Raw genomic sequence first — 24,074 nt, forward strand, 5'->3', positions numbered from 1 at the left:
GCTGATGAATGCTGCCTTCACCTGCCTTCAATCATCGGCTGACTGGTCTTCGTTGCGCGTGATTAACCCGCTGGTGAGATTGATCCGGAAGTCACGCGACGGCAGGTCCGACAGATATCGCCCCATCATGCGGAACAGGCGCGCGAATTTTTCCTGAGCGCCGCCAGTCTCAAGTGCGCAAGAGCTTGCGTACATCTCGATCAGCAAACGATAGGCCGCAAGCCGATCCGGCGATATGCGATCCAATGCCAGTTCACTGCCCATGCGCAGCCGATACCAATCGCCAAGCAGACTGAGTACCGGGATAAAATCAAGTCGTCCAAGCGCGTTTGCACTATAATCGCCAGAGGTTTTGCCGGCGCGTTGCGCATGAACAAGTGCCTCGGCGTTCTCGATCGGAACTGGCTGCTCCCATTGGCTGAGCACGTACAAATCGCCAAGATTGAGCCGCGACATGGTTCTTGCCATGTTGTTCGGCCATTCGCGGCGCAAATAGCGATGCACAACCAGCTGGTCCATATGTTCCGACAGGAAATCTCCATAATCAGTGGCATCCAGCATACGACCGGTGTTCTTGCCTGTGACATTGATCTCGGTACGATATTGTCGGTTGATGACAGGGTCGATCGGCAGGTGCTCGATGCTGACCGTTTCAACCCTTAACTCTGTATTGCCCAGCGTTACCACCTTGAAGGCCGGTGGAAAGGCTGCAAGCGACGGCACGCCGATATTGACGAGGAAATCTTTGCCGTGCCGCACCAGCGCCGTATCATTGATGTGAAGATGCCCGCTGAAATGAACGCCGATGCTTGCATGAATGGCCGCACGCGCCACCGCATCTGTCGGTGTCCGTTTCGTGGATATCGTTTCACCTATCAGCGACCGCTCGTCCTCCGCTGTGCCATTGAGCATATCCAGTAGCGGATAGTGCGAGAATGTCAGCAGCCGCTTGCCGTCTCGCCTGGCTCTCTCGGCCACATCTTTCGCCCAATGCAAGACGAAGCGCTTGTGCTTGAGCAATGCATTCCAGCCGGCATTGGTGCTGTCGAAGAATGCCCCCGCATCCCCTTTGGTAAAGACACCGTTGCGCGGCTCGAACACATTGGCATCGATCATCAAAAGCCACAGACCCGCAACCGGTTCGATCAGATAGGACGCATCCATTAACCGATACTCATTCAGTCCGTCGTCCGAACACACGTAATAAAGCCGCTTCGCTGGATCGTCATGGATCCCGAACGGTGTCTCCCAATGCAAATCCGATGGCCTGCGAAAGAAGCCGATATCCGGCAAGGCTAGCAATCCAGCGGGGTATCCCGCGCAATACATCTTGTTGGTAACCACCATACCGTCTGCATCGTCATCGACGAATTCATCGTCGCTGGCGACGATCGTATAGGTGCCATCGGGATTAAGCAGGCGTTTGGCGTGGTGCTTGCCATCCGGGCCGAAGATATCGTGGTTGCCGGGGGTAGCAATAAAAACAACGCCGTGTTCGCGGGTGTAGCTGTCCAGCAGCTGCCGCAACGCTTCAAGCGTCGCAATCTGGCCGTCATCGGAATAGTCGCCGAGCAGAACGACATATTTGATGCCGCGGGTCACGACCTCGTCCAGCGCCCCTCGCAGAGCATAATAGCTCTCATTGAACACCCGGGTAGAGCGCACCGTGTCGGTCAGTCGTCGCGCTGTCATTTTGTGCCCGCCAACACCGATGCCGTCGAAATCATAGTCCCCATAAAGATCGTGGAAATGCGCATCGGCGATGACAGCAATCGGCGGAAACGTCAAAGAAGACATGAATCATCCGTCCCGTGGTGAAGAAAGTCGGCAGTTTTATACGTTTGTATCAATAATTGTCATAAAGCTTAAAATCCAAATCGCTATCGCTTACATATGATCTGACGCAGATTTTTATTGCGCCGCTGCTAAATTAATCGAAATCCAAGCCTCGCATAAGGATTGCAGTTTGGATACGATGCCCTGAAAAAGGGGAATTGGGTGTAAAGAGCATAATGAACGACGAAGTGTTTCGGGTGAAATTCTGGGGAACGCGGGGAAGCGTCTCCGTATCGGGTCCCGATTTCAAAAGGTATGGCGGCAATACCGCATGTATCGAAGTTCAATGCGGCAAGCACCGGATGATCTTCGACGCCGGTTCCGGCATAAGGCAGGCGGGTGATGCTTTGGCACTGGAAGGCGTTGACCACCTCGACATCTTCTATACCCATTGTCATTACGACCATATCATTGGCCTCCCCTACTTCATGCCGCTTTACAATCCGATGATGAATGTGCGGCTGTGGTCCGGTCATCTGGCCGGGATCATGACGACGCGTGAAATGGTCAAGCAGTTCATGCGCCCGCCGTGGTTTCCTGTCGAGCCCGAAATCTGCAAGGCCAGTCTCGCTTTTCGCGATTTTCGTTCCGGCGACGTGCTGACACCATTTGACGGGGTCACGATCCGCACCGGCAGCCTTAATCATCCGGGCGGTTGCATCGGCTACCGCGTTGAATTTGCCGGCCGCGTCCTGGCGTTGATCTACGATACCGAGCATGAAGCCGGCAAACTTGACCCGGTGGTTCTGACGCTGATCAAAGACGCCGATCTCGTCGTCTATGACTGCACCTACACAGAAGACGAGATGCCGCGGCGTTTCGGCTATGGCCATTCGACGTGGCAGCATGGCGCCCTCTTGGCGCAGGCAGCCAGGATCGGCAGACTGGCGCTGTTTCATCACGCGCCGGATCGCACGGATGACGAACTCGACGAATTCGAGCGACTGGCGAAAGAACGCTTTGCCGGCGCCTTTGCCGCGCGGGATTTTCAGGTGATCGATCTTTAGAGCAATTCCCGCAGCGAAACCCAGCGACCAGCCGGCGTTGCCGCCACCACTGCGAACAATCTCCGCAAAAACTCCCAGGCGGATTCATCATGCACAAGATGGTGCGTCAGGATGCCGACAGGCTCATCGTGGCTCCTGAAGCGCAGCCGCAACTCCCTGACGATCGCTTCAACCAATTGCCCATGGTCCCTGCAGCCTCGCGTTCCGTGCCAGTCCATCAGATCAACATGGGCGTTGATGACCGGAAGGACAGCCGTGAACGTCTCGTTTGGCCGACCGAAAACCGATAGTGCCTTGAAATCGAGATTTGCCAATTCCTTCAGGAGCAGCGGATCGATCCGGTTCCATGGCGGCACCAACACCGGTACGAAGCGGGCGGGAAACAGGCTTTCAAGCAGTCTAAACCCTTCACCCAGTTCCGCCGACATCACAGAAAGCGCTCGATGCGGGCCGAGCTCCTGTTTTTTCTCGTTTGCCGCTGCGTGATTTGCGTGCGACCAGCCATGCACCGCGACAGTCACACCGACTTCGTGCGCCAATCGTCGGGCAAGCTGCTCTTGCACATAGGCAGGGACTACGGCGAGCGTCAGCGGGACCTGGTACTCCTCGCGCAACACCAGAAGCCGTTCCAGCGCAGCGGTCGGCGCGACCGCGTCATCGTCGCGCAGCCAAAATCGGGCAATGCGATTGACTTTTGTCCAGCGCGCGAGCTCCTCTCGCAATGGCTGCCATGCGGCTTCATCCATCATGCACCATATAGTCCCGCAACAGCTGGTCGAGCCGCTTTGACGCAATCTCGAGCGATCGCTCTTCCATTACAAAACGTCGTCCCGCCCGTCCCATGGAAAGGCGGCGATCCTCATTGTCGATCATCTGCACAATGGCATCGGCAAAGGCGCTTATATCTCCAGCCGGCGTCAAGGCACCGGTCACGGCGTCCTTGACCACCTCGGGCACCCCCGCGGTCTTTTGTGCCACAACCGGCAATCCCGCCGCCTGCGCTTCCAGATAGGCAATGCCGTAGGCTTCGCCCGTCCCCGGCCAGACAAAGGTGCCACCACGATAAAGCAAATCCACAACCTCCCCGGCCCGTTTTTCGCCCAGCCATTCGATGCGTTCGGCGTCAAACGCCGCAAACATCGCCTTCACTGCCACGCGCTCCGGTCCATCGCCTATAACGCTCAATTTCCAGGGCTTCTCCCCGAGCAAGGCCAGTGCCTCGGCGAGCATACGATAGCTTTCGAGCTTGTCGCCCGCCCGCATCATGGCGATCGTCACCAGCCGGTGCGGGTCATTCGCTGCGGGTTCGGCACGAAACGCCGATGCATCGATAAAGGGCTGCAGCCGCGCCAGCCGAGCTTCCGGAATATGTGCGGCCAGTCCGATCGCGTCGCGCTTGGTCAAACAGATGTTGACTGCCGCTTGGCGCACTGAATCCACCACCACGGACTGCAGCTCGGCCCAGCCGCCGTCATCTCGCCGCTTCGAATAGGACGCTTCAGCGGTGACATAGGCAATACCCAGCGCAGCGGCGAGCGGCGGGCCGATCAGGTCAGGCGCTTTATAGTAAGGATGATAGCAGAACCATAGATCAGGCTTTCCCTCGCGCCGCCATTGCCGCGACAACCGCTCGATCTCCTGTTTTGCCAGTTCTGCAATGCGTTCGCGTCCGGCTGCTTGCGGCGTCGCCGTAAAGCTGCGCAACTGCGATATCACGTCGACATCGTAACCCGCCAATTCAAGTGCGGCCACAAGCAATCTCGCCATCTGCCGATCGCCGGATGGCACCGGATGACTGGGTGATTTCAGCGGGGCATAGAAGGCGATCTGCATTGTCTCTTTGTGCTTCAAACGACGTATAGGAACAAGCTTTCAAATGTTCCGCCAATAATTGCAAGCGCGGCTTCATCTCGCCATTTTTGCGGCGGCATTGATCTTCTCGCCAAATCACCATTCGTCGCTTAAATTGATTCGGCTAGAACATAATCCGGGTATTCATGACATCAATCGACACAGCGCCCCTTTTGTCCGAGCGATCCCTGCGCAGGGCACGATTGATGTCGGGACTGATCCTTTTGGTCTTCGTGACATTGCATCTTGCCAATCACGCACTGAACCTGATCTCTCTGGATGCTGCGGAAAAAGGCCGGCTGTGGTTCACCGCCCTCTGGCGCAATCCGGTCGGCACCGTCCTGCTTTATGGCTCGGTTCTCGTTCACATCGCACTTGTCATGCGTTCACTCTATCGGCGCCGCACCCTCGTCATGCCATTTCGGGAAGCGCTGCAGATTGTTCTCGGCCTTCTTATCCCGCTGTTGATCATTGAACATGTCGTTGCAACACGCATCAGCTCGCAAATCATGGGTACGCCGGACGTCTATGCGTTTGTCATCCGCTCGCTATGGATCAACGCACCGATGAACGGTTTGCGCCAATCGATTGCCCTCGTCGTGGTCTGGACGCATGGCTGTATAGGAGTTCATTTCTGGCTGCGCTATCGGCCGTGGTACGACAAGGTCGCCCCGTTCCTTTTGACCTTTGCCATTCTCTTGCCGGTGCTGGCCCTGCTTGGATTTGCCAGTACGGGGCGCCTACTCGCCAGCGAGCCACCGCAATCCAGCAGCGGCTACGGCCCGGCGGGGGCTAGCACCGGTTACGGCGGTTCGAAGAGCGATGACGCCGCAATGTCGTTTGCAACGACCGCAGTGCGCAAGGAACGGGTGCAGATGACGAAATACGCGCTCTATGGCGGATTTGCCGGCACATTGCTGACTGTTTTTGCCATGCGCGCACGGCGCAGCCGGCGCGAACGGACAGACCAGATCGAAATCCGTTATCCGGAGGGGCAAATCGTCAACGTTCCGCGCGGCTTCAGTGTGCTTGAAGCGAGCCGGCTCGGGGGGATCCCGCATTATGCGGTCTGCGGTGGCAAGGGCCGCTGCTCGACCTGCCGTGTCCAGGTCGTTGAGGGTGCGGCATCGCTGCCGAAACCTGAATCAACCGAACTGACAACGCTCCGCCGCATCAACGCAGATCCCGGCGTGCGCCTCGCCTGCCAGTTGCGGCCGCTACACGACATCAGCGTCGTTCCGCTGCTTGTGCCAACGACGGAAGGCGCGCTTCCCGTCGGCAGCCAGCAAATCAATCCCGGACGCGAACAGGAAATCGTCATTCTCTTTTGCGATATCCGCAGCTTCACCATGCTGACCGAGGCCCAGCTTCCCTACGATATCGTCTTCCTGCTCAATCGTTATTTTGCCATTGTCGGTCAGGCGGTCGAGCACGCCGGGGGACGTCTCGACAAATTCATCGGCGATGGTGCCATGGCACTCTTCGGCCTGAAAGGTTCTCCCGAAGACGCCTGCCGCAACGCGCTCAAGGCAGCCGCCAGGATCGTCAGCGAAATAGAACGGCTCAATGATGAATTGTCCGCCGAACTTTCCATGCCGCTTCGTGTTGCCATCGGCATCCACAGCGGTCCGGCCATTGTCGGTGCGATGGGTTATGGCAATGTGAAGAACCTCACCGCCATCGGCGATACGGTCAATGTTGCCAGCCGGCTGGAAACCATCGCCAAGGAGCTCGACTCCACGCTGGTCGTGTCGGAACCAACCATCCAGTTGGCCGGTTCCGACACCGCCAATCTCGAAAGCCAGGAAATCTCCATTCGCGGCCGGGCAGAACCACTGCGTGTCTATATCATTCACCAGGAATTGACTGCGAGGTTTGTCTGATCCGGGCAGTTGGCCAGGACGTGTCCGGGCTTTACATGTCTCGGCATTGCGCTAGGAGTGATGTTGGGTAGGGCTCAATCAATGCTGGACACAAAATCGATCCGCCGCCATCTTAGAAAAGCCAGAAATAATCTGGCTTCCAGGCTTTTCGACACGCGCTACGGTCGGAATTTGTTGATCAATTCGCTTGGCCCCCGTGTTCAAACGATGACACTCGATTGCGGCGATCACGTCATGAGTTTTTCGCCCGGCGATTATATCGGCAAGAAAATTTTCCGGAAGGGTCACTTCGAGCGCGAGCATGTGGACCGGCTGCTTGATATATTAAAGGAACGCAGTCTGCTGCGCCAAGGCACCACGCTGCTCGAGCTTGGCGGAAATATCGGCAGCCAAACCGTCTATTTTGCCCTGAGCGGGCAGTTCGCCCGCATTGTCAGTGTCGAACCGGATCCGCGCAATTTCGATTTGCTTCGCACCAATGTCACGCAGAACGGGCTGGAGGATTGTGTAATCCTGGTCAATTGCGCCGCTGGAGCGAACGCGGGCGAGATCGACTTCTTTCAGCATCAGAGCAATCATGGCAAGAGCAGCGCCACCCGGCACAATACATCCGATAGCAAGATTGTCGTTCCGGTCAGGCCGGTCGGTTCAATCCTTAACGAAGCTGCAATAAATCCCGATGACGTCGGTCTGATTTGGATGGATATCGAAGGATACGAACCTTTCGCCTGCCACTCCATGCAAGCCCTGTTCGCCCGCAAGATCCCACTTTACATGGAATTTTCGCCGACATTTTACGGACCGGACCAATCCACCGCCTTCGTGCAATTTCTTGCAGGATTCTACGAGGATTGCCTGATTTTCCGGGAGGATGACGGTACACCGGCGAAGGTCAGGGAAATTCCCATCACCGAAAAACAGTTTGACGTTCTGTTATTCGACGCGGCGATATAGGAAGTAGCGGCCCTTCTTGACGGTGTGTGGCAGCGGCAGGCTTTCAAGCTGCGGATGGCTGAGTTCGAGCCCGCTGGCGACGATGCCATTCGGGGCAAGCAGCGCTGCTGCCAATTGCGGCAGCCATGTCAGGGTTATGGCATCCTTCTCCGCATAGCCTGTCCCGATATCCACATGCACAAGAGCAGCGTTGATACCAGCGAACTGCTGCGCGGTCTCACGTATTTCGCCGACAATCAGATTTTCCGGTTCAGGGGTCGAGGTCTTGTGGGAACCGACGGCCCTGTCGAAAGCGATGATCTTGCGTTCTGGAAACTGGGCTCGCAAATGATCGAAGGTGCGACCGTTGCCAAGGCCAAGCTCGAGTACCGGCCCATGCAACTCCCTCACCTTCTCGCCAATGTGATTGAGAACATCGCGCTGTGCCGTCATACGGCGGATGAAGCTGTCGAGACGACTCATAAAATTCCATGTCCGTGATTCTGTGCAGATCATGCGGGCTTAGCACCGGATCGAGGCAAGGTCGATGCCTGGCATGCCGCGGGGACCATCAAGCTTTTGTTAACCATCGTTTTTTTCACCCTGCCCTCGCCTCATGCTGCTTCTGGTTTGCCTTCAACAATCCCATCAGCAAGGGACCCGCGGAGAACGAACCGGCACGGGCCTTGTCGGTAAGCGATCGGAGGTAGCCGCCAGGACTCGTGATGGCCTCGCCCTTTTGCAGGATCGCGGCCACGACAATTGCCGCTTCATTGGCACCAAAGGTTTCGACCGCCTGGTTCCACGCGTCGGGGCTTATCCCGAGCGTCACCCGAACCAGATTGGCCGTCTGCACCAGGTCCGGCCAGCCCTCGATGCCGCGCAGGGCGTAATCGACAATGTCCGGGCAAGCCTTCAGGATCAAGCCGAGCGGAAAGGCTTTTGGCGGTAATTTGTTGCGGGAATGTATCGGGTGGTCGGCCAGCCCGCCATCACCCCTGTCGCTGCTTTCCGCTTCGCTGTCATCGTTCCAGTCAGCTTCGGTATTTGCCCCCTGGTCTTTTCTAAAGCCGGGTTCAAGTTCAAATGAAGATTCGGGATTTTGATTCTGTATGTGCCGTTCATTTTGAACGTCACTGGCGTTTGATTTTGTATAATTAACGTGAATTTCCAATAACTTCTCGACATCCAAGCGTAGATCATCCAGCGCTGCGGCCAATGCGTCGAGCCCTGCCCGGTCAAAGCCACGCAACAGGGGTCGGGCCAAGGGGATAAAACGCTCGCTGATGGCGCTCCAGGGCCCATCCAGTTCCTGCTCCTCGGCAAAAATAATCATCTTGGCAATGTCGCGGCGATGCAGGCTGATACGTTCCCGCAGCAGGCGTCTTGCCAGCTCCTCGGCGCGGATGGCGGCGGCCAGTTGTTCAAGCTCCCCTGCCCGCGCCACCAGCGGCGTCAGATCAAAGCCGAAAGCGGTTTTGACGTCGCCTTCCTGGTCACGGCGCACATAGCGTTTACCGTTGGGGCTGTCGCGGCGGATGATGAGACCGGCCTCGACCAATGCCGCCAGGTGCCGGCGCAATGTTACCGGCGCCATGCCATGGGCGCGCATCGAAAGTTCGCGGTTGGACGGAAAGACAACGAGATTGCTTTCGCTGTCGAGTTCTCCCGGCTTGTGAAAGCTCATTAGCGCATGCAGCACCGCCAGCGACCGATCGGATACACCAAGAGCCGGGCGCGCCTCGGTGATCATACGGAACAATTTCCACTTGTCGGCGACTAGCGTAGCCGGACAATCGCGCGCCGCAGCCTGTGCCTCCAGCATGGCATGCGACATCGGCCGCCGCCCGAAAGGCGTCGTTGTGATTTCCCTGTTCATAGCTTTCACCTTCAATCAGGCAAAAGAAATCTGCTCGCCGAAACGACGCTTAGTGCTTGACAGTGATTCTCGGAAATGCGATTCTCAAGCTGCTTAGACTTTGAGAGGGCTTCCGGGACTTGTTTCGGGGGCCTTTTCTTTTGTGATCTCTCTCTCCAGTTAGAGTTGTCTCATACGCGGTTCACTCTCCTCGCTGCGAAGATACGCAGCGTAGATTTCCGGCAAATGCGTTATCAGATAGTGGCCGAACTCCGGCGCTGTTGCCTCATCAACGGTCACTTTCGTCTTGCCATCATTCTGCTCGATCCTGGCAAAGGGCACACCTGCGCTGGATTTGAGCGGGTAGACAGAGGGAGCGGCTTTCCGCTTCGGCGTCAGGCTTTTCAGGAGCAGCGCAAATCGCGCATCGCTGTCGAGGCGCATGAAGCGCTGCATGTCCACCCGCTCCTTCCAGGAGCCTGGCGTTTCCTGCAGCAGCTGCGACAGCTGCTCCCAGCGTGGCCGGCCGACCTTGGGTGCAGCACCGACCGCCTGGATCAAATCCAGCGGCAGGGAGTTGGCCACGGCGATCATGGTCGACAAATTGCCTTTGTGAACCGACAGTGCCGCCATCAGCGCGTGCCGCTCAATGCCATGCGCCTCAAGCCGGGCCGCGAACAGGGCCCGCTCGATGAAGGACAGGTCCTTGCGCTCGAGGTTTTCCTTGCCCTGGGCAACGATCAGGTCCTCATCGGAAAGATCGCGCACGATCGCTTTCACCGGGCGGCCGAGAGCCTGCAACGCGGCAAGGCGACGATGGCCATAGGCGACCTGATAGCGATCAGCGTCTTGCGGGCTGGGCCTGACCAGGATCGGAACCTGTTGACCGTGCTCCGCAATGCTTGCCTTCAGTTCCTCGAAATCCACCGTATCGAGATCATCAAGGCGGTCGCGAATGAACGAGACATCGACCAGACCAGGCTCGATGTCGATAACGTATTCGCCGGACTGGAGCTGGGCGCGCAGAGCCTGCGCATCCTCGGCATCGTCCGAAAGGCTTTGCAGCGACAGCCCCATGGCTTTCAGCGAGCCGGACTTCTGCGCCGGTTTCGCCAGGCGATGCTCGTTCTGCGACGCCTCGTTGATCGGCGTCATCATGGCTTTCAACGCGTCTCGGCGTTTGTTCATGGCGACCTGCCCCATGCTTCGCGCACCAGATCCTCGATCTCCAGATTGACCGCATTGAGCGCTTCGATGGCGCGGTCATAGGTGGCGCGGGTGAAAAATTCGCGGCCGACCTCATAGAGCGTCTGTTTGGTCAGCCCCGCATCGGAAATGGCCGTCGATTTCAGCAAGGCGTTGGTCAAAACGCGCTCGCCGAACAGGCTCTTCATCAGGCCGACGATCTGTCCTTGCGGACCGTCGCTCGGTTCATAACGGGTAATGACGTAGCGGAAGAAATCATAATCCGCATCGCCGCCCGCCTGCTCCACCACATCGAGCAAGCCAGCTGTCATGTGCAAAAACTGCGACATGGACGCTACGTCGAGCATTTGCGGATGGATGGTGACAAGAACGCTGCGCGCCGCGCACAGTGCCGATAGCGTCAGGAAGCCCAGCGATGGCGGGCAGTCGAGCACGACCACATCGTAGCGGTCATCGACTGTCGCCAGCGCCGCGGCAATGCGCGAGAAGAACAGCCGCTCGGCACCACGGCGTTTTTCAGCAAGGATGCGCGGCGTGTCGTGCTCGAATTCCTGCAGTTCCAGATTACCCGGAATGATATCGAGTCCATGAAAATACGTCTTGCGGATAATGTCGGCGAGGGGACGCTGCTGATCGTCATAGCGGATCGCACCATAGATCGTGTCATTGTCTTCCAGATCGAATTCCGGCTGGATTCCGAACAGGGCTGACAGCGATGCCTGCGGATCGAGATCGATCGCCAGCGTCCGATAACCGCGCATGGCAAAGTACTGCGCGACATGAGCCGCTGTCGTCGTCTTGCCGGAACCACCTTTGAAGTTGGTGACGGCAATGACCTGCATATGCTCATTACCCTGGCGAACGGGCAGATAGCTTTTCTTCGACTTGGCCAGATGGCGGCGGATTTCATGCACCTGCTCAAGCGAATAGAGCCTGCGCCCGCCGGACGTCTTTTCCGCCTCGGGACCCTCGCCCGCCAACGACAAATGCCTGATATAAGCGTCGGTGATGCCGATGAGCTTGGCGGCCTCGCCGGAGGTGAATTTGCGCAATTCCTTTACGGCTGTCGGCGGAAAAGCGCGCGAGCGCAACTCTTGCAATTGGGCGCTGAGCAGGTCAGCATCCGCCTCGATCAGACGCGTCAGCGAGCGCACCTTCTTCCCGGTCCGGTGACTCTGGTCTTTTTCAGCTGGAGACAACATACACGCTCTAAATCCAATTTCTGAGATTAAAGCGTAAATTCAACTGAGTCTGCGTGAGTCGTCAAGCAATTAAAGGTTAACGCCTGTGCACGGCTTTATAGTTCCGCCTCCATCGCGGGCAGCATGCGTTCTGATGAAGCCGCACGCGGACCCATACCTGTGTTTCCTCACGGTGGCCACTCAATCGGCTGGCATGGATCAACAGGCGATCGTTGAGCATGCAAGTCTGAAAAGATGCCTCGCCTTCATAGGGTTGCCACCCGTGTTCAAGCATCGCCTTGATTGGTGGCGCTGGTCAGACGGGCTGGCATTACCACCTTGAGAGTGCTTTCCAATGCACGTTGCTGCCCGTCGCTTGCCAATCCTTGGCCAATCCACCTCAAATGGTTCAGTTCGACACCAGATCCGCACCGAACCATTTGAGGCTGATCGCTTTCAGCGAACCATCCGCTTCAATTGCTTCGATAGCACCATTGAAGCGTTCGGCAAGTTCCCTGTCCTGATTGCGCAAGCCGATGCCGATACCTGGGCCGAAGAGGCCGCCCGAAATTCTGGGGCCGTAGAGCGCCGCCACCGCACCGTCCTTGGACTCCAGAAAAGCCTTCCAGACGGAATAGTCTGCCAATCCAGCATCAATGCGGCCTGCAACCAGATCAAGATTGAGATTATCCTGTTTGTCGTATGTGCGGATTTCAACCGTATCGCCAAAATACTCGCGGACGAATGCTTCGGCGTTCGTCGATCCCTGCACGCCGATGATTTTTCCTTTGAGCTTGTCCTTCAGGGCTTGCAGAATGCCTCTCTCCTCTTCCACTTGCGACGAGAGATTGACTTTCAAATGGCTGGCCATCTCCGCAAGACCGAGCGACTTTCTGACAACGAAGTAATTGGAGGTCAGGGCGTAGGGTTTGGAGAAGGCAATAACCTGCTTTCTTTTTTCGGTGATCGACATTCCGGCCATGATGGCATCGAACTTGCCGACGTTCAGAGCGGGAATGATACCGTCCCATGCCTGCGTCGCAAATTCGCATGTTAATTTGGCCCGCTGACAAAGCGCCGTGCCGACATCGATGTCAAAACCTTGCGGTTTTCCAGATGTGTCGACGGAATTCCAGGGTGGAAATGCGCCTTCCGTGGCGATTTTGATCGTTTTGCCCTCCTGCGCGCTCGCCTGCCCGAATATCAGGGCAGCGAGAAGGAAAGCCAGTGGTAGTTTGAACCTATTCATTGTGATTTCCCCTTGTCAGTTGGCTTTGCGCTGTAAATCCTCGGGATATGATCTCTGAGCTGCGCATAGAGGCCGACGATATCGGTCCCCCAGCATCTGGCGACTTCTTCATGCGTGATGGATTGATCCCCTTGACGGCCGAGCAGCACGACCTGATCCCCATAGCGGGCTTCCGGAATATCGGTCAGGTCAATGCGGATGTGTTCAAGATGGGCGGGAGGCAGCAACCGGGCTCGCTGCCCGCGTATGAGGCCCACCGCACCGCTTGGAATCTGCCGGGGAAGCCCGTCTCCCCAGCCCATGCCAATCACCCCGAGGATCCCTGGATTCTTCCCGAAAATGGCCGGTACGGGTCCGAGTGACGCATCGAGACGTTTGACCGAAACCAGGCTTGAACAAATGGATTTCAGTGCCGGGCGCAGCATGACCGGGCGGGCCGGCTTGTCGGACTCTGGAAGCCCAAAAAACAGCGCTCCTGGATCAACGGCATCGAAGTCCATGTCCGGACGGTTCAGCACGCCCTCTGTACTGGACATCATCACCACAGCGGGGCGCCAGCCTAAACCGCTGGCCTCGCGCAAGATCGCCTGCATTCTGGCAAGTTGCTCATCCGCATCTGAACCTTGCACGGTCGGCAGCTCGCTCATGTGGGCGTAAATGCCCTCGACTTGCACGTCGGCAAGACCTGCCGCTGCGGCCAGAAGTTTACCCGCATCGAAAGGCGTGGCCCCAGCGCGGAAGAACCCAAGGTCGACTTTTATGAACACACGCAATCTCGTGATGGCAGCCCGCCATTGCGCCAGCTCTTCAATGCTCGAAACGCTGACGGTCAGATCAAGCGCCTGAATGGTCGGCGCGGCCGCAGGCAGGGCACCTGGATAGAGCAGAATCTGCTGGGATACGCCTTCTTGGCGAATGGCGATTGCATCGAGCAGGGAAGCCACCGCGAAACCATCGACCCCCTCCTTGGCCAAAGCAGAAGCGACCGGCCCAGCGCCGCAGCCATATGCGTTGCGTTTCAGACAGGCATAGACCTTGACGTGGCAAGGCAGATGGCTGCGCAGTTGCCGGTAGTTGTGGCAAATGGCATCAAGCTCGATCTCGTACCAGCTGCCGCGTAATATTGCGGCGCTGGCCTGATCTGCAGCGCGTACGCCTGATAGGGGCACGGGAACGGTCCTCATGGTGCCACTTTCTGCGCTGCGGATATTTTTGCGGCTGCCCTGACGCGTGATCGGCTGTTGTTCTTGAGTCCGGCGCGTTGCTGATGCTTTGCCATATGCCTTTCCAATCGGCCAAAGACATGAACGATGAGGAATGTGAAGCCGAGATAGATCAGGGCCGCCGCTATGAAGACCTCGTAAGGAGAAAAGGTCTGCGCCACGATCTTGCGCGCCGTCCCGGTCATTTCCATGAGAGTGATGGTGCTGGCGAGAGAACTCGCCTTCAGCATCAAGACGACCTCATTGGCGTACGCCGGAAGGGCGAGCCGAAAGCCGGCAGGAAGAACGATCCGCCTGATGCGCAACGCGTAGGACATACCGAGTGCTTTTGCAGCTTCGATTTCACCAGAGGGAACCGCCCGAATTCCTCCACGCAAAATCTCTGTGGTATAGGCCCCATTGTTCAGGGAGAACGTGATGAGTGCGCACCAGTAAGGCTCTCTCAATATACTCCAGGCGGCGCTTGAGCGTATCCACTCCAGCTGGCCGGCGCCGTAGTAGATGAGAAATAGTTGTACCAGCAGAGGGGTGCCACGGAACACGAACGTGTAGAGGAGAATGGTATAGGAAAAAACGAAAGACGGCGATGTTCGCAACAGCGCAAGTGGAACCGCAATGAGAAGGCCGATCGCAACGGAAGCTGCCGTCAGTTGCGCCGTGAGCAGCATCCCTTCGAGAAGTAGTGGCAGAACGTCGACAATGAGATGCAGGTTCATGACAACACTCTCATTTGGCGAACCGCACGCCGCGATCGGAGCGTCGCTCAAGCCATGTCAGGCCGATCAGCGAAACGGAGGTGAACAACAGATAGAGACCGGCAGCGATCGAATAGAACGTCAGGGGGTCATGGGTTGACCCCGCAGCGATACTGGTCTTGCGCATCAGATCTTCAAGGCCGACCACGGAAATCAGCGCCGTATCCTTTAACAGTGTGAGCCAAAGGTTGCCGAGGCCAGGCAACGCGTAACGCCACATCTGCGGGAGAATCACCAGGTGCCACATCCAAAACTTCGACAGGCCAAGAGCCTGAGCCGCCTCAATCTGCCCTGAAGGTACTGCCTGAATCGCCGCTCTGAAGACTTCGGTCGCGTAGGCTCCAAAAACGATCGTCAGTGCAAATACGCCGGCGGCGAACGCATCGACCTCGACGTAGCGACCGAACATTGTCGTCAGCGCAACGGTGCCGCCAAAATACAGGATAAGAATAATGAGAAGTTCGGGAACACCGCGAACAAGCGTGGTGTAGCAGTCAGCGAGCCACCGGATGATCTGAACCCGGCTGCGTTTGGCCAAGGCTCCGCACAGACCGACGCCGATGCCGAGCACCAGGCTGGTGCATGCTGTGCGCAGTGTCGTGAATGCGCCAAGGGCGATTTGATCGCCAAAGCCTTGCAATTCCGTCACTGGCCGCGTTCCCCGAAATGTGCCGACAGGAACTGTTTGAACCGCGGTGAGGAAGGCTCACTGAAGAGCTTACCCGGATTGCCCTCCTCTTCGATCCGTCCCTGATGCAAAAATACGATGTGGTTGGATACCTGACGGGCAAATCCGAGTTCATGGGTAGCAATGAGCATCGTACGCCCTTCATCGGCGAGCGCGCGAATGACCTTCAAGACCTCCCCGACCAGTTCCGGGTCGAGCGCCGAGGTCGGTTCGTCAAAGAGAAGGATTTCCGGTTGCATTGCCAAAGCGCGCGCAATCGCCACCCTTTGTTGTTGCCCGCCGGAAAGATGGGCTGGATAATCGTTTCGTTTGTCGGCCAGGCCCACTTTTACGAGCAGCTCTTCTGCCCGCAGGCACGCCTCTCGTTTAGAAATGCCAAGAACATGGATCGGTGCTTCGATGATGTTCTCCAGAACGGTCTTGCACGACCAGAGGTTGAAGTGCTGGAAGACCATTCCCAGCCTGGCGCGCAAGGCGTTGACCGCTTGGTAGCCTGCAAGACTTCCGCCCTTCCTGACGCGTCTGCCGGAAATCCAGATTTCACCTTCCGTAGGCTCTTCCAGAAAATTCAGGCAACGCAAAAAAGTGCTTTTTCCCGACCCGCTGCTTCCCAGGATGGAGATGACATCGCCGCGCTGCGCGGTCATGGAAATCCCTTTGAGGACTTCGAGCGTACCAAAGCGCTTCTTCAGATTTTTGACGCGCAGCGGGGCGTTGATGTCAGAAATGAGGGGCTGAAATTGACCGTTGTCAGATTGCGTATGCACCGGAGACCCTCGTTTGCTTTTCGCGAAGATGCGACAGCCAGCGCGAGGGTGCTTGCAGTAAATTGATGCAGGTGCGGGATCTGATCAGTAAATCATTGTTGTGCTTTGCCCGGCCAGGTGCCGCGATAGGCCACGGGGGTCATACCCACTTCCCGGCGAAAGGCATTGGAAAAATGGCTCGAACTGGAGAAGCCACAGGACAGCGCGATATCGGTGACCGGCATCGAGGAATGGCGCAGAAAGTCCTTTGCCCGCTCGATCCTGCGCCGGATGATGAAAGCATAGGGCGGACAGCCAAGCGTTTGCCTGAACGCCCGGCAAAAGTGCGGAACGCTCAGGCCGGCAAGCTCGGCCAGTTGCAACAGCGACAAGTCCGCCGTGAGGTCATCATCAATTCTCTGAATCACCCGGTCAAGGTTCATCGGGGCGAGCCCGCCTTTGCGGACAGCGGCCGGATATCTTTGCCTGCGCATCAGCTGGGCGAAGATTGTGGCTGTATAGCTCTCCACAAGCATGGCGCTGAGAGGATTGCGGTCACGGATCTCTGCACCTATCCCGCGCGCTGCGTTCAGGATGATGGGATCCTCGAAGCCGAGATCCGGTGAGAGCGACGGCAGCAATCCGGATGGTACCCGGTCAAGAAGCTCTGCCACATGCGCCGGTTTGACCTGGATCGCCAGATAGGCCGCCGTCGAGGCGCCGGCTTCCCAGCCCCGCCAGCTGCATCCGGCGGGAACAAACAGGATTGCGCCGGGCTTTCGGGGTACAAATCCGGCGTTCCTGCCATCTATGAAGTATTGGCCACGCTCTGAGTTGCCCTGCACATTGAGAAGCACAACATGCCGGCTGGAGGTGATCGCCGTCTCCTCCTTGGCAAGCCCGCTGCGCCGGACAAGATCGGCCTCCACGCGATGCCATGACCTCTTGTCACGGGAAATTGTGCGGCAGTCACCGACCTTGAAGGCGGGTTGCGGCCCGGAGATCGCCATGTTCATCCCCGATCCTCATCGGATGCAGAACCTCTCCGCCCTGCCCCATATGTGTCCGGTGACGCGCCGTACGCTTTTTCTGTCTTCGGCAGCGGGCAGGCCATGGTGTCGCCGTGCAGAGCGGCGAATTCCTCGCCTAACGCGGTAATAAATGAGCATACGCGGCGGCGCGTGCGGGGAGGCAGCCGCATCACCCCTTCAATCAGCCGGCGCCCCTCGCTGCTTGCTATGAATGTGATCCGCTCGTCGACGGGAAGCGAGGCCACCTCGCCGCTTTGCTTCTCATTTCCAGGCAGACCTTCAAAGAAACGCCCGACGGGCACGCCGAGGAATGTCGCGATTTCAAACAGCATGGACGCACTGATGCGGTTCTTGCCGTTCTCATATTTTTGCAGTTGCTGGGGGCTTACCCGGATAGCGCGGGCGAGCGTAGCTTGCGTCACGTCGTATTGAACGCGCACGGCGACAACCTGACGCCCGACATAAAGATCAGCAGCATGCGGCACCTCGCCCGCGGACGCTTGCGGGTGAAGTAGGTGCGGCCGCCTTTCCATCAGCCGGACCTTCCGATGCTGCATCTGTCACTCTCCGTAGAATAAAAGACTCGCCGTGCGTCGCTACTGGAGACCGACTGAACCTTCGAGAGATCGGCGAATCGGCAACTGGGCAAGACTGCCAACCATCCAGCCATTCGGTTTAGCGAGGTTCATCCTGCAATCACATGCCGTCTTCATTGTCTTTGTCCTTCGGCGACAATTCCAAGGTAGGGCGCCATCAGTATTGGCCGTTCCTCGCTGCCCGTGCCCGCGCAGTGTCGAACCACATGCCCCTACCGCCACACCATTGCGATCGTGTGGCCCCCTCACACCAGGAAGGAGGAGGTCTCATAATGACTATTTTATATACTATCGTTTAAATTTCAATCTCTTTAGAGCGTGGAATACTCTGCTGACTCATGCTTTTTCGTGGCATGACGAACGACCCTCACGCTTTGCGCAAGCTAGTGGCTCTCAACATTCGTATAAGGCGAGTGGAGTTAGACATCACGCAAGAGGAGTTGGCTCACCGCGCAGAACTATCCCAGGCGTACCTGAGCGGAATCGAACGCAATAAACGCAGCCCGTCTATCGATACCATTCAAAGGATAGCCGATGCGCTAGGTATGCTAGCTCACGACTTACTTAGGCCCCGTGTGTAAACTGGTGTCTCAAAGTAAACAATCCAGAGAAGCACTCTCCCCGATATTCAGTGTCTCCGCAACAAACGCTGGGCTTTCTCTGAGTGTATCAGCGCTCCTGGCTCTTAGCTGATGCGAAAACACGCGATGGCTGTCGGATGGGCTGAGATTATCCACAGCACTTCTCTGCTTAATGCAGGTGCGGGATCTGATCAGTAAATCGTGGTTATGCCTTGCACGGCCAGGTGCCGCGATAGGCCACGGGGGTCATTCCCACTTCCCGGCGGAAGGAATTGGAAAAATGGCTCGAACTGGAGAAGCCACATGAGAGCGCGATATCGGTGACTGGCATCGAGGAATGGCGCAGAAAGTCCTTTGCCCGCTCGATCCTGCGCCGGATGATGAAAGCATAGGGCGGACAGCCAAGCGTTTGCCTGAACGCCCGGCAAAAGTGCGGAACGCTCAGGCCGGCAAGCTCGGCCAGTTGCAACAGCGACAAGTCCGCCGTGAGGTCATCATCAATTCTCTGAATCGGGGCGAGCCCGCCTTTGCGGACAGCGGCCGGATATCTTTGCCTGCGCATCAGCTGGGCGAAGATTGTGGCTGTATAGCTCTCCACCAGCATGGCGCTGAGAGGATTGCGGTCACGGATCTCTGCACCTATCCCGCGCGCTGCGTTGAGGATGATGGGATCCTCGAAGCCGAGATCCGGTGAGAGCGACGGCAGCGCCTCGAGCTGCCCCCCGGCAAGCAGCTCGGCCACATGTGCCGGGTTGACCAGGATTGCCAGATAGGCCGCCGTCGAGGCGCCGGCTTCCCAGCCCCGCCAGCTGCATCCGGCGGGAACAAACAGGATTGCGCCGGGTTTTCGGGGTGCAAACCCGGCGTTCCTGCCATCTATGAAGTATTGGCCACGCTCTGAGTTGCCCTGCACATTGAGAAGCACAACATGCCGGCTGGAGGTGATCGCCGTCTCCTCCTTGGCAAGCCCGCTGCGCCGGACAAGATCGGCCTCGAGGCGATGCCATGACCTCTTGTCACGGGAAATTGTGCGGCAGTCACCGACCTTGAAGGCGGGTTGCGGCCCGGAGATCGCCATGTTCATCCCCGATTCTCATCGGGTGCAGAACCTCTCCGCCCTGCCCCATATGTGTCCGGTGCCCCGCCGTACCCGTTTCTGTCTTCGGCAGCGGGCATGCCATGGCGTTCCCGTGCAGAGCGGTCAATTCCTCGCCTAAAGCGGCGATGAATGAGGATACGCGGCGGCGCGTGCGGGGAGGCAGCCGCATCACCCCTTCAATCAGCCGGCGCCCCTCGCTGCTTGCTATGAATGTGATCCGCTCGTCGACGGGAAGTGATGCCACCTCGCCTTCCGGCCTTGCATTGCCCGGCAGCCCTTCAAAGAAACGCCCGACGGGCACGCTGAGGAATGTCGCGATTTCAAACAGCATAGACGCACTGATACGGTTCTTGCCGTTCTCATATTTTTGCAGCTGCTGGGGACTTACCCGGATAGCGCGGGCGAGCGTAGCTTGCGTCACGTCGTATTGAAGGCGGACAACGACAACCTGACGCCCGACATACAGATCAGCAGCATGTGGGCATTCGCACATACGTGTTTGCGGGTAACGCGAGCGCGATGGCGTTTCTGGCTGCTGGACATTTCGGCGGAGCATCTATCAATCCCCGTGGAGCGAGTATGTCCCGGTACATCCGCGAGAGACTCACATAACTTTCGAATGATCGGCGGGTCCCAACCGTGCACGACAGCCCTGCGGCCCTTGGCTCCGGAAAGGCTGGATCCAACCGATCGGTTCCTGTTCCCCGAACATTCACGCTGCAATCACCACTGCCCAGTAATTTCGGCGTAACTTGGCGCGGACTTCATCTCTGGTGGCGAAGTAGTGCTCGATTCCGAAGCATCGTGAAGAAGGGTGCCGCCATAAAAAAGTTTCTGGCATGGGCAATTTGGCGAGGCGTGCGTCACACTAATCTGTCTCAAAGTCGAAATACATATTATAGTTGATAACACTATAGTGTATAATTTGCCACCCTTTTTGCATGGATATGCGCAAATTGGTTGGCCAAAACTTTTCGCGTCTGCGGAGAGAAAAAGGGCTCACCCAGGAGGAAATCGAAGAGCGGTCAGGCTTCAGCCAACAATATCTCAGCGGCCTTGAAAGAGGGCGGCGGAATCCAACCGTCATTACAATATACGAACTGGCGCAGGCGCTTGGAGTTGATTATTTAGAGTTGTTAGCGCCGTCCACGCGAAACAAATAGTTGGGGCTGAACACCCGAGGGTCTAGACATATCGGCTGTCGGATCTATGAGTGCTGACCATCCATCACGCTGACTATAAACGCATCTGCGGTTGCAGAATTCCAACAAAGGCACCTTCGTATCAATCCTGTATCGGCTTTCCGAACACGCTGCTTTATTATGCAAGTCCAAGGCGCGGGGAACAAGAAATGACGACCATTCCAGCTAATTTGCTTTCATCCAATTTTCTTATGTATCCTTTAGCCGCTCATCGTGACGGTCTGTGTATTTTTTATAGTGTGGCGCCGGATGCGATGATGCGCCGTTTCCGAGGTCCGTGCCGCTCACGGTCAGTTGGATTCCGTCATAAAACTTTGTCTTAGGTGACCAACTCAAAACTTTTTTTGCAAATGAAATATCGAGGCTTGCGATGTCAACATCCGTTGTACGCGCTTCTGAGTATTGGAGTTTGATCGTTTGATTTGTTGTCGCCTCGATTGTGCTTATCACGTCGAGCACAGACCGGACTTCACCGCTACCAACATTGACAATCAACCGCGGCGCTCCAGGTAAATTCACCGCTGCTTCGATAGCGTCGATTAGATCGTCGATATACAGGTAGTCACGAAGCGCGGCCCCGTTGCCGAATATCTTCACCGGAAGATTCTTGCGTTGATGGTCCAAGACGGCTGGGATCAGACCTTGCCCCTTACGAAATTCTTGACCTGGTCCGAATGGGTTGGCGACACGCAATATAATATATTCAAGACCATCTACATGACCATGCATCTGTATATATTTTTCGACAATAAGTTTGGTGAGGCCGTGAGAATTTATTGGGTTCGTCAGACTGGTCTCGGGTGTTGGCACTTGAGCGTCCGGTCCATAAACGGTGCCGCCTGATGAGAGGAATATGTAGCGCTTGATGCCCGCCTGAATGCAGCTTTGCAAGAACTGGACATGTGGCACGACGTTTTCGGCTATGTCGGCAATTGCATGGTCGTTCTTCATGCCGGGACTTGACGTGGATACCAATTGTATCACCGCATCTATATCCTGGAGCGTCGAAGCCATCTCAAGCGATTGCCTCAAATCGGCTTCGATAAATTCAACGCGATTTGCGAAAGATGCTGTAAAGACTGGATCGAACTTGCGCGAAACGGCTCTAATAAGCCGATCGTTATCCGCGAACCGACGAACGAGATGGCGGCCGATAAATCCGTTTGCTCCATAAATGCCAATCATCGAGTCACCCCAGCTATCAATTCTTTGTCACCAGCCTACCGAATTAACGTCAATGCATCTAGTCACGACACAACACTGCATTACGCCATTGCGGTTCAATCGCCTTCCCGGCGATGAAACCGAGAAAGCTTCTTCGGAGACCTCAAAACGGTGGAGGACTACATCGAGAAAGCGGATTTGCCTCACGCTAATTGACCTTCGTTTTTAAAACCGTTGCGGGTATTCTCGACAAGTGTCAATTGAGGTCGACTGGGTGAACGATCGGGTGGCCATGCGAGCTGAAAGGTGAAAATTCGTCTGGTTTTAACGCGAATGATTTAATTGATGCGGTGTGAAATTGCCAAAACAGAGAATGAAGTGAGGGATTGGAATGCCGGCGTCAAAGCTTGAGACTCCTCCTAAAGATGATGCCGAGGTCCAATATGCGAGTGAGCTGTTCGCAAACTTCGATTTAAACGCAGTCGCAAAGCTGTGGCTCATTTTCCTTGCCCTATACTTCCCCATGATGACTGTTCTCCCCTTGAACATTGATGCCGAGCGGATGGCAGTAAGTCAAAATTTTTCAATTTGGATTGGTCAAGGACGCTGGGCTAGCTATCTCTTTTCGACGTATCTATTACCGCCTCCGGTGATTCCGTATTTCTCGCTTGCGCTATTTGGCCTCGTCTCAGCTTGCGCATATTATTTGTTGCTCGACGCTTGCCGGCTCCCATTAACCGGCAGGGAGTTTATCGGCTTTTCTATTTTTTCTGGATTCCCGATCTGGAGCTTCCTGCTGGAATTTCCCACTAACAGCGCCCTTGCTGGAATAGCCCTGCTTCTCTGCAGCGTCTCCGTCTATCTTCTTTCCATTTACGTGAGTTCTAGCCAGAAGTTCAAATTTATATGCTGCTTATTTCAAATTGTAACCTTAACTTTTTCAATTGGAGTATATCAAACATTTGTATTCGTTTATTTGACGATGGTCCTGGCAGTAGCCCTGCTCAATCCACATTTCTCGGACCGTTCGCGTTTGTTTTATTTTCTTGCGCAGGCATCGATGGTTATGATTGTCTCCGTCATACTGTATTATGCGATGCAGAAAGTGAGTCTTTGGTATTTTAATTTTGAGACCGCCTATATTGGTTCATTCTTTCGTTTAGACTTGCTGCTAAGTGAGCCGCTTATGGTAGCAAAACGAACAATCTCCGAGTTATTTGCGATTTATACGGGGGCGTCTCGGATTTTTGGCACTGCAATAACGTGCGTATCGTTCATCATGCTTTTGGCTATTGTAAGAGTATTGCTTGAACGATCTCCTTTGGAAATTCTGTTATTTGCAGGGCTCCTTCTGGCGCCATTTGGAATGGCTGTCGTAGCAGGGGGCGCCTTACCGCATCGGGCACTCATAGGAGTGCCGACGGCCGTTTGGGCCGCCGCGATGGTGGCTACGCGTTTTCATAGTGCCCCTTTACGCCTTAGTGCAATCATAGCGGTCGCCATTTTAGGGTTTCAGTCCTCAGCTCTCTTGAGCCAGTATCAAGCTGAACGTCTCTTTGTTGCGGAATTCGATAGAAGCACGGCCGCACAGATATATAGTAGAATCGCAGCAATATCAGATGTTCAGGTAGACCAAGCAGTCGACTTCTATGGTCAACTCAGTGGACCGAAAGTTTATCCCGTAGGTCAAAGCTCCACCGCCTCGGCCTCGTTTTTCTCGTGGGATAATGGAAACCCATGGCGAATGCTCGACTATATGTCGCTGCTTGGCTACGCACATCTGAAACTTATTTCGAACAGTGAGCGAGAACGAATGAAACCCATTTTCGAGACAATGCCTTCTTGGCCCAGTAGTGGATCTGTCCGCAAACTGGGAAGTGTCGTCCTCATAAAATTGAGCAATGTGCCCGGATATTACGAACAGTAGGCGCAGAGAACAACTCTGCGCCTGGCTAACTGTCCATCAACCGGCTTACGATCGACAA

At 56.2% G+C, this 24,074-nt stretch carries 23 protein-coding genes; 6 read left to right on the forward strand and 17 right to left on the reverse strand.

What is annotated here, in order from left to right:
- Nucleotides 1-27 precede the first annotated feature (27 nt).
- Entirely contained in the window at nt 28-1,797 is a 1,770-nt protein-coding gene (locus tag PHA01_RS06545; RefSeq protein ID WP_271894118.1) for a metallophosphoesterase family protein, read from the reverse strand.
- 215 nt (nt 1,798-2,012) lie between these two features.
- Between PHA01_RS06545 and PHA01_RS06550 the strand changes: the two genes are divergently transcribed.
- A complete protein-coding gene (locus tag PHA01_RS06550) occupies nt 2,013-2,843 on the forward strand; it encodes an MBL fold metallo-hydrolase (protein WP_224510395.1) in 831 nt (276 codons plus the stop codon).
- On the opposite strand, the gene PHA01_RS06555 is transcribed toward PHA01_RS06550, so the two are convergent.
- Both PHA01_RS06555 and PHA01_RS06560 read right to left on the reverse strand, forming a co-directional pair.
- A complete protein-coding gene (locus tag PHA01_RS06555) occupies nt 2,840-3,592 on the reverse strand; it encodes a polysaccharide deacetylase family protein (RefSeq protein ID WP_271894119.1) in 753 nt (250 codons plus the stop codon). The genes PHA01_RS06550 and PHA01_RS06555 overlap by 4 nt on opposite strands.
- Nucleotides 3,582-4,676, reverse strand: a complete 1,095-nt coding sequence (locus tag PHA01_RS06560; RefSeq protein WP_271894120.1) for a glycosyltransferase family 4 protein — start codon at nt 4,674-4,676, stop codon at nt 3,582-3,584. Before PHA01_RS06560 ends, PHA01_RS06555 begins: the two co-directional genes overlap by 11 nt.
- A 164-nt stretch (nt 4,677-4,840) precedes the next feature.
- Here PHA01_RS06560 and PHA01_RS06565 point away from each other — a divergent pair, with 164 nt between their 5' ends.
- Both PHA01_RS06565 and PHA01_RS06570 read left to right on the forward strand, forming a co-directional pair.
- Nucleotides 4,841-6,577: an adenylate/guanylate cyclase domain-containing protein gene (locus tag PHA01_RS06565; RefSeq protein WP_271894121.1), complete on the forward strand. Its 1,737-nt coding sequence runs from the start codon at nt 4,841-4,843 to the stop codon at nt 6,575-6,577.
- 81 nt (nt 6,578-6,658) lie between these two features.
- Nucleotides 6,659-7,531 (forward strand): FkbM family methyltransferase, encoded by an 873-nt coding sequence (locus tag PHA01_RS06570; protein ID WP_271894122.1) that lies wholly within the window; start codon nt 6,659-6,661, stop codon nt 7,529-7,531.
- Here the strand turns inward: PHA01_RS06570 and PHA01_RS06575 are convergent.
- The 11 genes from PHA01_RS06575 to PHA01_RS06625 form a co-directional block, all read right to left on the reverse strand.
- The gene (locus tag PHA01_RS06575) at nt 7,511-7,993 is read right to left on the reverse strand and encodes a class I SAM-dependent methyltransferase (protein ID WP_271894123.1); all 483 of its coding nucleotides are present in this window, start codon (nt 7,991-7,993) and stop codon (nt 7,511-7,513) included. The two genes, PHA01_RS06570 and PHA01_RS06575, sit on opposite strands and share 21 nt — an antisense overlap.
- A 115-nt stretch (nt 7,994-8,108) precedes the next feature.
- Nucleotides 8,109-9,389, reverse strand: coding sequence for a plasmid replication protein RepC (repC, locus tag PHA01_RS06580; protein ID WP_271894125.1), 1,281 nt, complete (start codon nt 9,387-9,389; stop codon nt 8,109-8,111).
- Nucleotides 9,390-9,548: 159 nt separating this feature from the next.
- Nucleotides 9,549-10,556, reverse strand: coding sequence for a plasmid partitioning protein RepB (gene repB / locus PHA01_RS06585; protein WP_271894126.1), 1,008 nt, complete (start codon nt 10,554-10,556; stop codon nt 9,549-9,551).
- Nucleotides 10,553-11,776 carry a plasmid partitioning protein RepA gene (gene repA, locus PHA01_RS06590; protein WP_271894127.1) on the reverse strand — a complete coding sequence of 408 codons (1,224 nt, stop codon included), beginning with the start codon at nt 11,774-11,776 and terminating at the stop codon, nt 10,553-10,555. The genes repB and repA overlap by 4 nt, the downstream gene beginning before the upstream one ends.
- Nucleotides 11,777-12,164: 388 nt before the next feature.
- On the reverse strand, nt 12,165-13,004 hold the full coding sequence (locus PHA01_RS06595; protein WP_271894128.1) for a transporter substrate-binding domain-containing protein: 840 nt from the start codon (nt 13,002-13,004) through the stop codon (nt 12,165-12,167).
- Nucleotides 13,001-14,188: an alanine racemase gene (gene alr / locus PHA01_RS06600; protein ID WP_271894129.1), complete on the reverse strand. Its 1,188-nt coding sequence runs from the start codon at nt 14,186-14,188 to the stop codon at nt 13,001-13,003. Before alr ends, PHA01_RS06595 begins: the two co-directional genes overlap by 4 nt.
- Nucleotides 14,185-14,943 (reverse strand): ABC transporter permease, encoded by a 759-nt coding sequence (locus PHA01_RS06605; RefSeq protein ID WP_271894130.1) that lies wholly within the window; start codon nt 14,941-14,943, stop codon nt 14,185-14,187. Before PHA01_RS06605 ends, alr begins: the two co-directional genes overlap by 4 nt.
- Nucleotides 14,944-14,953: 10 nt before the next feature.
- On the reverse strand, nt 14,954-15,631 hold the full coding sequence (locus PHA01_RS06610; RefSeq protein ID WP_271894132.1) for an ABC transporter permease: 678 nt from the start codon (nt 15,629-15,631) through the stop codon (nt 14,954-14,956).
- On the reverse strand, nt 15,628-16,398 hold the full coding sequence (locus tag PHA01_RS06615; protein WP_417020929.1) for an ABC transporter ATP-binding protein: 771 nt from the start codon (nt 16,396-16,398) through the stop codon (nt 15,628-15,630). The genes PHA01_RS06610 and PHA01_RS06615 overlap by 4 nt, the downstream gene beginning before the upstream one ends.
- 131 nt (nt 16,399-16,529) lie before the next feature.
- Complete coding sequence (locus PHA01_RS06620; RefSeq protein WP_271894134.1) at nt 16,530-17,432, reverse strand: helix-turn-helix domain-containing protein; 903 nt, start codon at nt 17,430-17,432, stop codon at nt 16,530-16,532.
- Entirely contained in the window at nt 17,429-18,004 is a 576-nt protein-coding gene (locus PHA01_RS06625) for a helix-turn-helix domain-containing protein (RefSeq protein WP_271894135.1), read from the reverse strand. Before PHA01_RS06625 ends, PHA01_RS06620 begins: the two co-directional genes overlap by 4 nt.
- 392 nt (nt 18,005-18,396) lie before the next feature.
- Between PHA01_RS06625 and PHA01_RS29345 the strand changes: the two genes are divergently transcribed.
- The gene (locus tag PHA01_RS29345; RefSeq protein WP_417020930.1) at nt 18,397-18,624 is read left to right on the forward strand and encodes a helix-turn-helix domain-containing protein; all 228 of its coding nucleotides are present in this window, start codon (nt 18,397-18,399) and stop codon (nt 18,622-18,624) included.
- Between the two features lie 205 nt (nt 18,625-18,829).
- On the opposite strand, the gene PHA01_RS06630 is transcribed toward PHA01_RS29345, so the two are convergent.
- Together PHA01_RS06630 and PHA01_RS06635 are read right to left on the reverse strand one after the other, a co-directional pair.
- Nucleotides 18,830-19,708, reverse strand: a complete 879-nt coding sequence (locus PHA01_RS06630; protein ID WP_271894136.1) for a helix-turn-helix domain-containing protein — start codon at nt 19,706-19,708, stop codon at nt 18,830-18,832.
- Entirely contained in the window at nt 19,662-20,279 is a 618-nt protein-coding gene (locus PHA01_RS06635) for a helix-turn-helix domain-containing protein (RefSeq protein ID WP_271894138.1), read from the reverse strand. The genes PHA01_RS06630 and PHA01_RS06635 overlap by 47 nt, the downstream gene beginning before the upstream one ends.
- Before the next feature lie 385 nt (nt 20,280-20,664).
- On the opposite strand from PHA01_RS06635, the gene PHA01_RS06640 reads away from it, so the two are divergent.
- Nucleotides 20,665-20,886, forward strand: a complete 222-nt coding sequence (locus PHA01_RS06640; protein ID WP_271894140.1) for a helix-turn-helix domain-containing protein — start codon at nt 20,665-20,667, stop codon at nt 20,884-20,886.
- Between the two features lie 228 nt (nt 20,887-21,114).
- Here the strand turns inward: PHA01_RS06640 and PHA01_RS06645 are convergent, their stop codons facing one another.
- Nucleotides 21,115-22,110, reverse strand: coding sequence for an NAD-dependent epimerase/dehydratase family protein (locus PHA01_RS06645; RefSeq protein ID WP_271894141.1), 996 nt, complete (start codon nt 22,108-22,110; stop codon nt 21,115-21,117).
- 370 nt (nt 22,111-22,480) lie between these two features.
- On the opposite strand from PHA01_RS06645, the gene PHA01_RS06650 reads away from it, so the two are divergent.
- Nucleotides 22,481-24,016, forward strand: coding sequence for a glucosyltransferase domain-containing protein (locus tag PHA01_RS06650; protein ID WP_271894142.1), 1,536 nt, complete (start codon nt 22,481-22,483; stop codon nt 24,014-24,016).
- Nucleotides 24,017-24,074: the final 58 nt, after the last annotated feature.

It is taken from the genome of Candidatus Phyllobacterium onerii, assembly GCF_028331445.1.
Taxonomy (GTDB): domain Bacteria; phylum Pseudomonadota; class Alphaproteobacteria; order Rhizobiales; family Rhizobiaceae; genus Phyllobacterium; species Phyllobacterium onerii.

Excerpts from the sequence above, each read along its gene's own strand:
- repB (WP_271894126.1), bottom strand. The coding sequence starts at position 10,556 with ATGAACAAACGCCGAGACGCGTTGAAAGCCATGATGACGCCGATCAAC.
- PHA01_RS06650 (WP_271894142.1), top strand. The coding sequence starts at position 22,481 with ATGCCGGCGTCAAAGCTTGAGACTCCTCCTAAAGATGATGCCGAGGTC.
- repA (WP_271894127.1), bottom strand. The coding sequence starts at position 11,776 with ATGTTGTCTCCAGCTGAAAAAGACCAGAGTCACCGGACCGGGAAGAAG.
- PHA01_RS06575 (WP_271894123.1), bottom strand. The coding sequence starts at position 7,993 with ATGAGTCGTCTCGACAGCTTCATCCGCCGTATGACGGCACAGCGCGAT.
- PHA01_RS06605 (WP_271894130.1), bottom strand. The coding sequence starts at position 14,943 with ATGAACCTGCATCTCATTGTCGACGTTCTGCCACTACTTCTCGAAGGG.
- PHA01_RS06550 (WP_224510395.1), top strand. The coding sequence starts at position 2,013 with ATGAACGACGAAGTGTTTCGGGTGAAATTCTGGGGAACGCGGGGAAGC.
- PHA01_RS06570 (WP_271894122.1), top strand. The coding sequence starts at position 6,659 with ATGCTGGACACAAAATCGATCCGCCGCCATCTTAGAAAAGCCAGAAAT.
- PHA01_RS06645 (WP_271894141.1), bottom strand. The coding sequence starts at position 22,110 with ATGATTGGCATTTATGGAGCAAACGGATTTATCGGCCGCCATCTCGTT.
- PHA01_RS06635 (WP_271894138.1), bottom strand. The coding sequence starts at position 20,279 with ATGCTCCGCCGAAATGTCCAGCAGCCAGAAACGCCATCGCGCTCGCGT.
- PHA01_RS06640 (WP_271894140.1), top strand. The coding sequence starts at position 20,665 with ATGGATATGCGCAAATTGGTTGGCCAAAACTTTTCGCGTCTGCGGAGA.
- PHA01_RS06595 (WP_271894128.1), bottom strand. The coding sequence starts at position 13,004 with ATGAATAGGTTCAAACTACCACTGGCTTTCCTTCTCGCTGCCCTGATA.
- alr (WP_271894129.1), bottom strand. The coding sequence starts at position 14,188 with ATGAGGACCGTTCCCGTGCCCCTATCAGGCGTACGCGCTGCAGATCAG.
- repC (WP_271894125.1), bottom strand. The coding sequence starts at position 9,389 with ATGAACAGGGAAATCACAACGACGCCTTTCGGGCGGCGGCCGATGTCG.
- PHA01_RS06565 (WP_271894121.1), top strand. The coding sequence starts at position 4,841 with ATGACATCAATCGACACAGCGCCCCTTTTGTCCGAGCGATCCCTGCGC.
- PHA01_RS06555 (WP_271894119.1), bottom strand. The coding sequence starts at position 3,592 with ATGATGGATGAAGCCGCATGGCAGCCATTGCGAGAGGAGCTCGCGCGC.
- PHA01_RS06620 (WP_271894134.1), bottom strand. The coding sequence starts at position 17,432 with ATGAACATGGCGATCTCCGGGCCGCAACCCGCCTTCAAGGTCGGTGAC.
- PHA01_RS06630 (WP_271894136.1), bottom strand. The coding sequence starts at position 19,708 with ATGAACATGGCGATCTCCGGGCCGCAACCCGCCTTCAAGGTCGGTGAC.
- PHA01_RS06625 (WP_271894135.1), bottom strand. The coding sequence starts at position 18,004 with ATGCAGCATCGGAAGGTCCGGCTGATGGAAAGGCGGCCGCACCTACTT.
- PHA01_RS06545 (WP_271894118.1), bottom strand. The coding sequence starts at position 1,797 with ATGTCTTCTTTGACGTTTCCGCCGATTGCTGTCATCGCCGATGCGCAT.
- PHA01_RS29345 (WP_417020930.1), top strand. The coding sequence starts at position 18,397 with ATGACGAACGACCCTCACGCTTTGCGCAAGCTAGTGGCTCTCAACATT.
- PHA01_RS06560 (WP_271894120.1), bottom strand. The coding sequence starts at position 4,676 with ATGCAGATCGCCTTCTATGCCCCGCTGAAATCACCCAGTCATCCGGTG.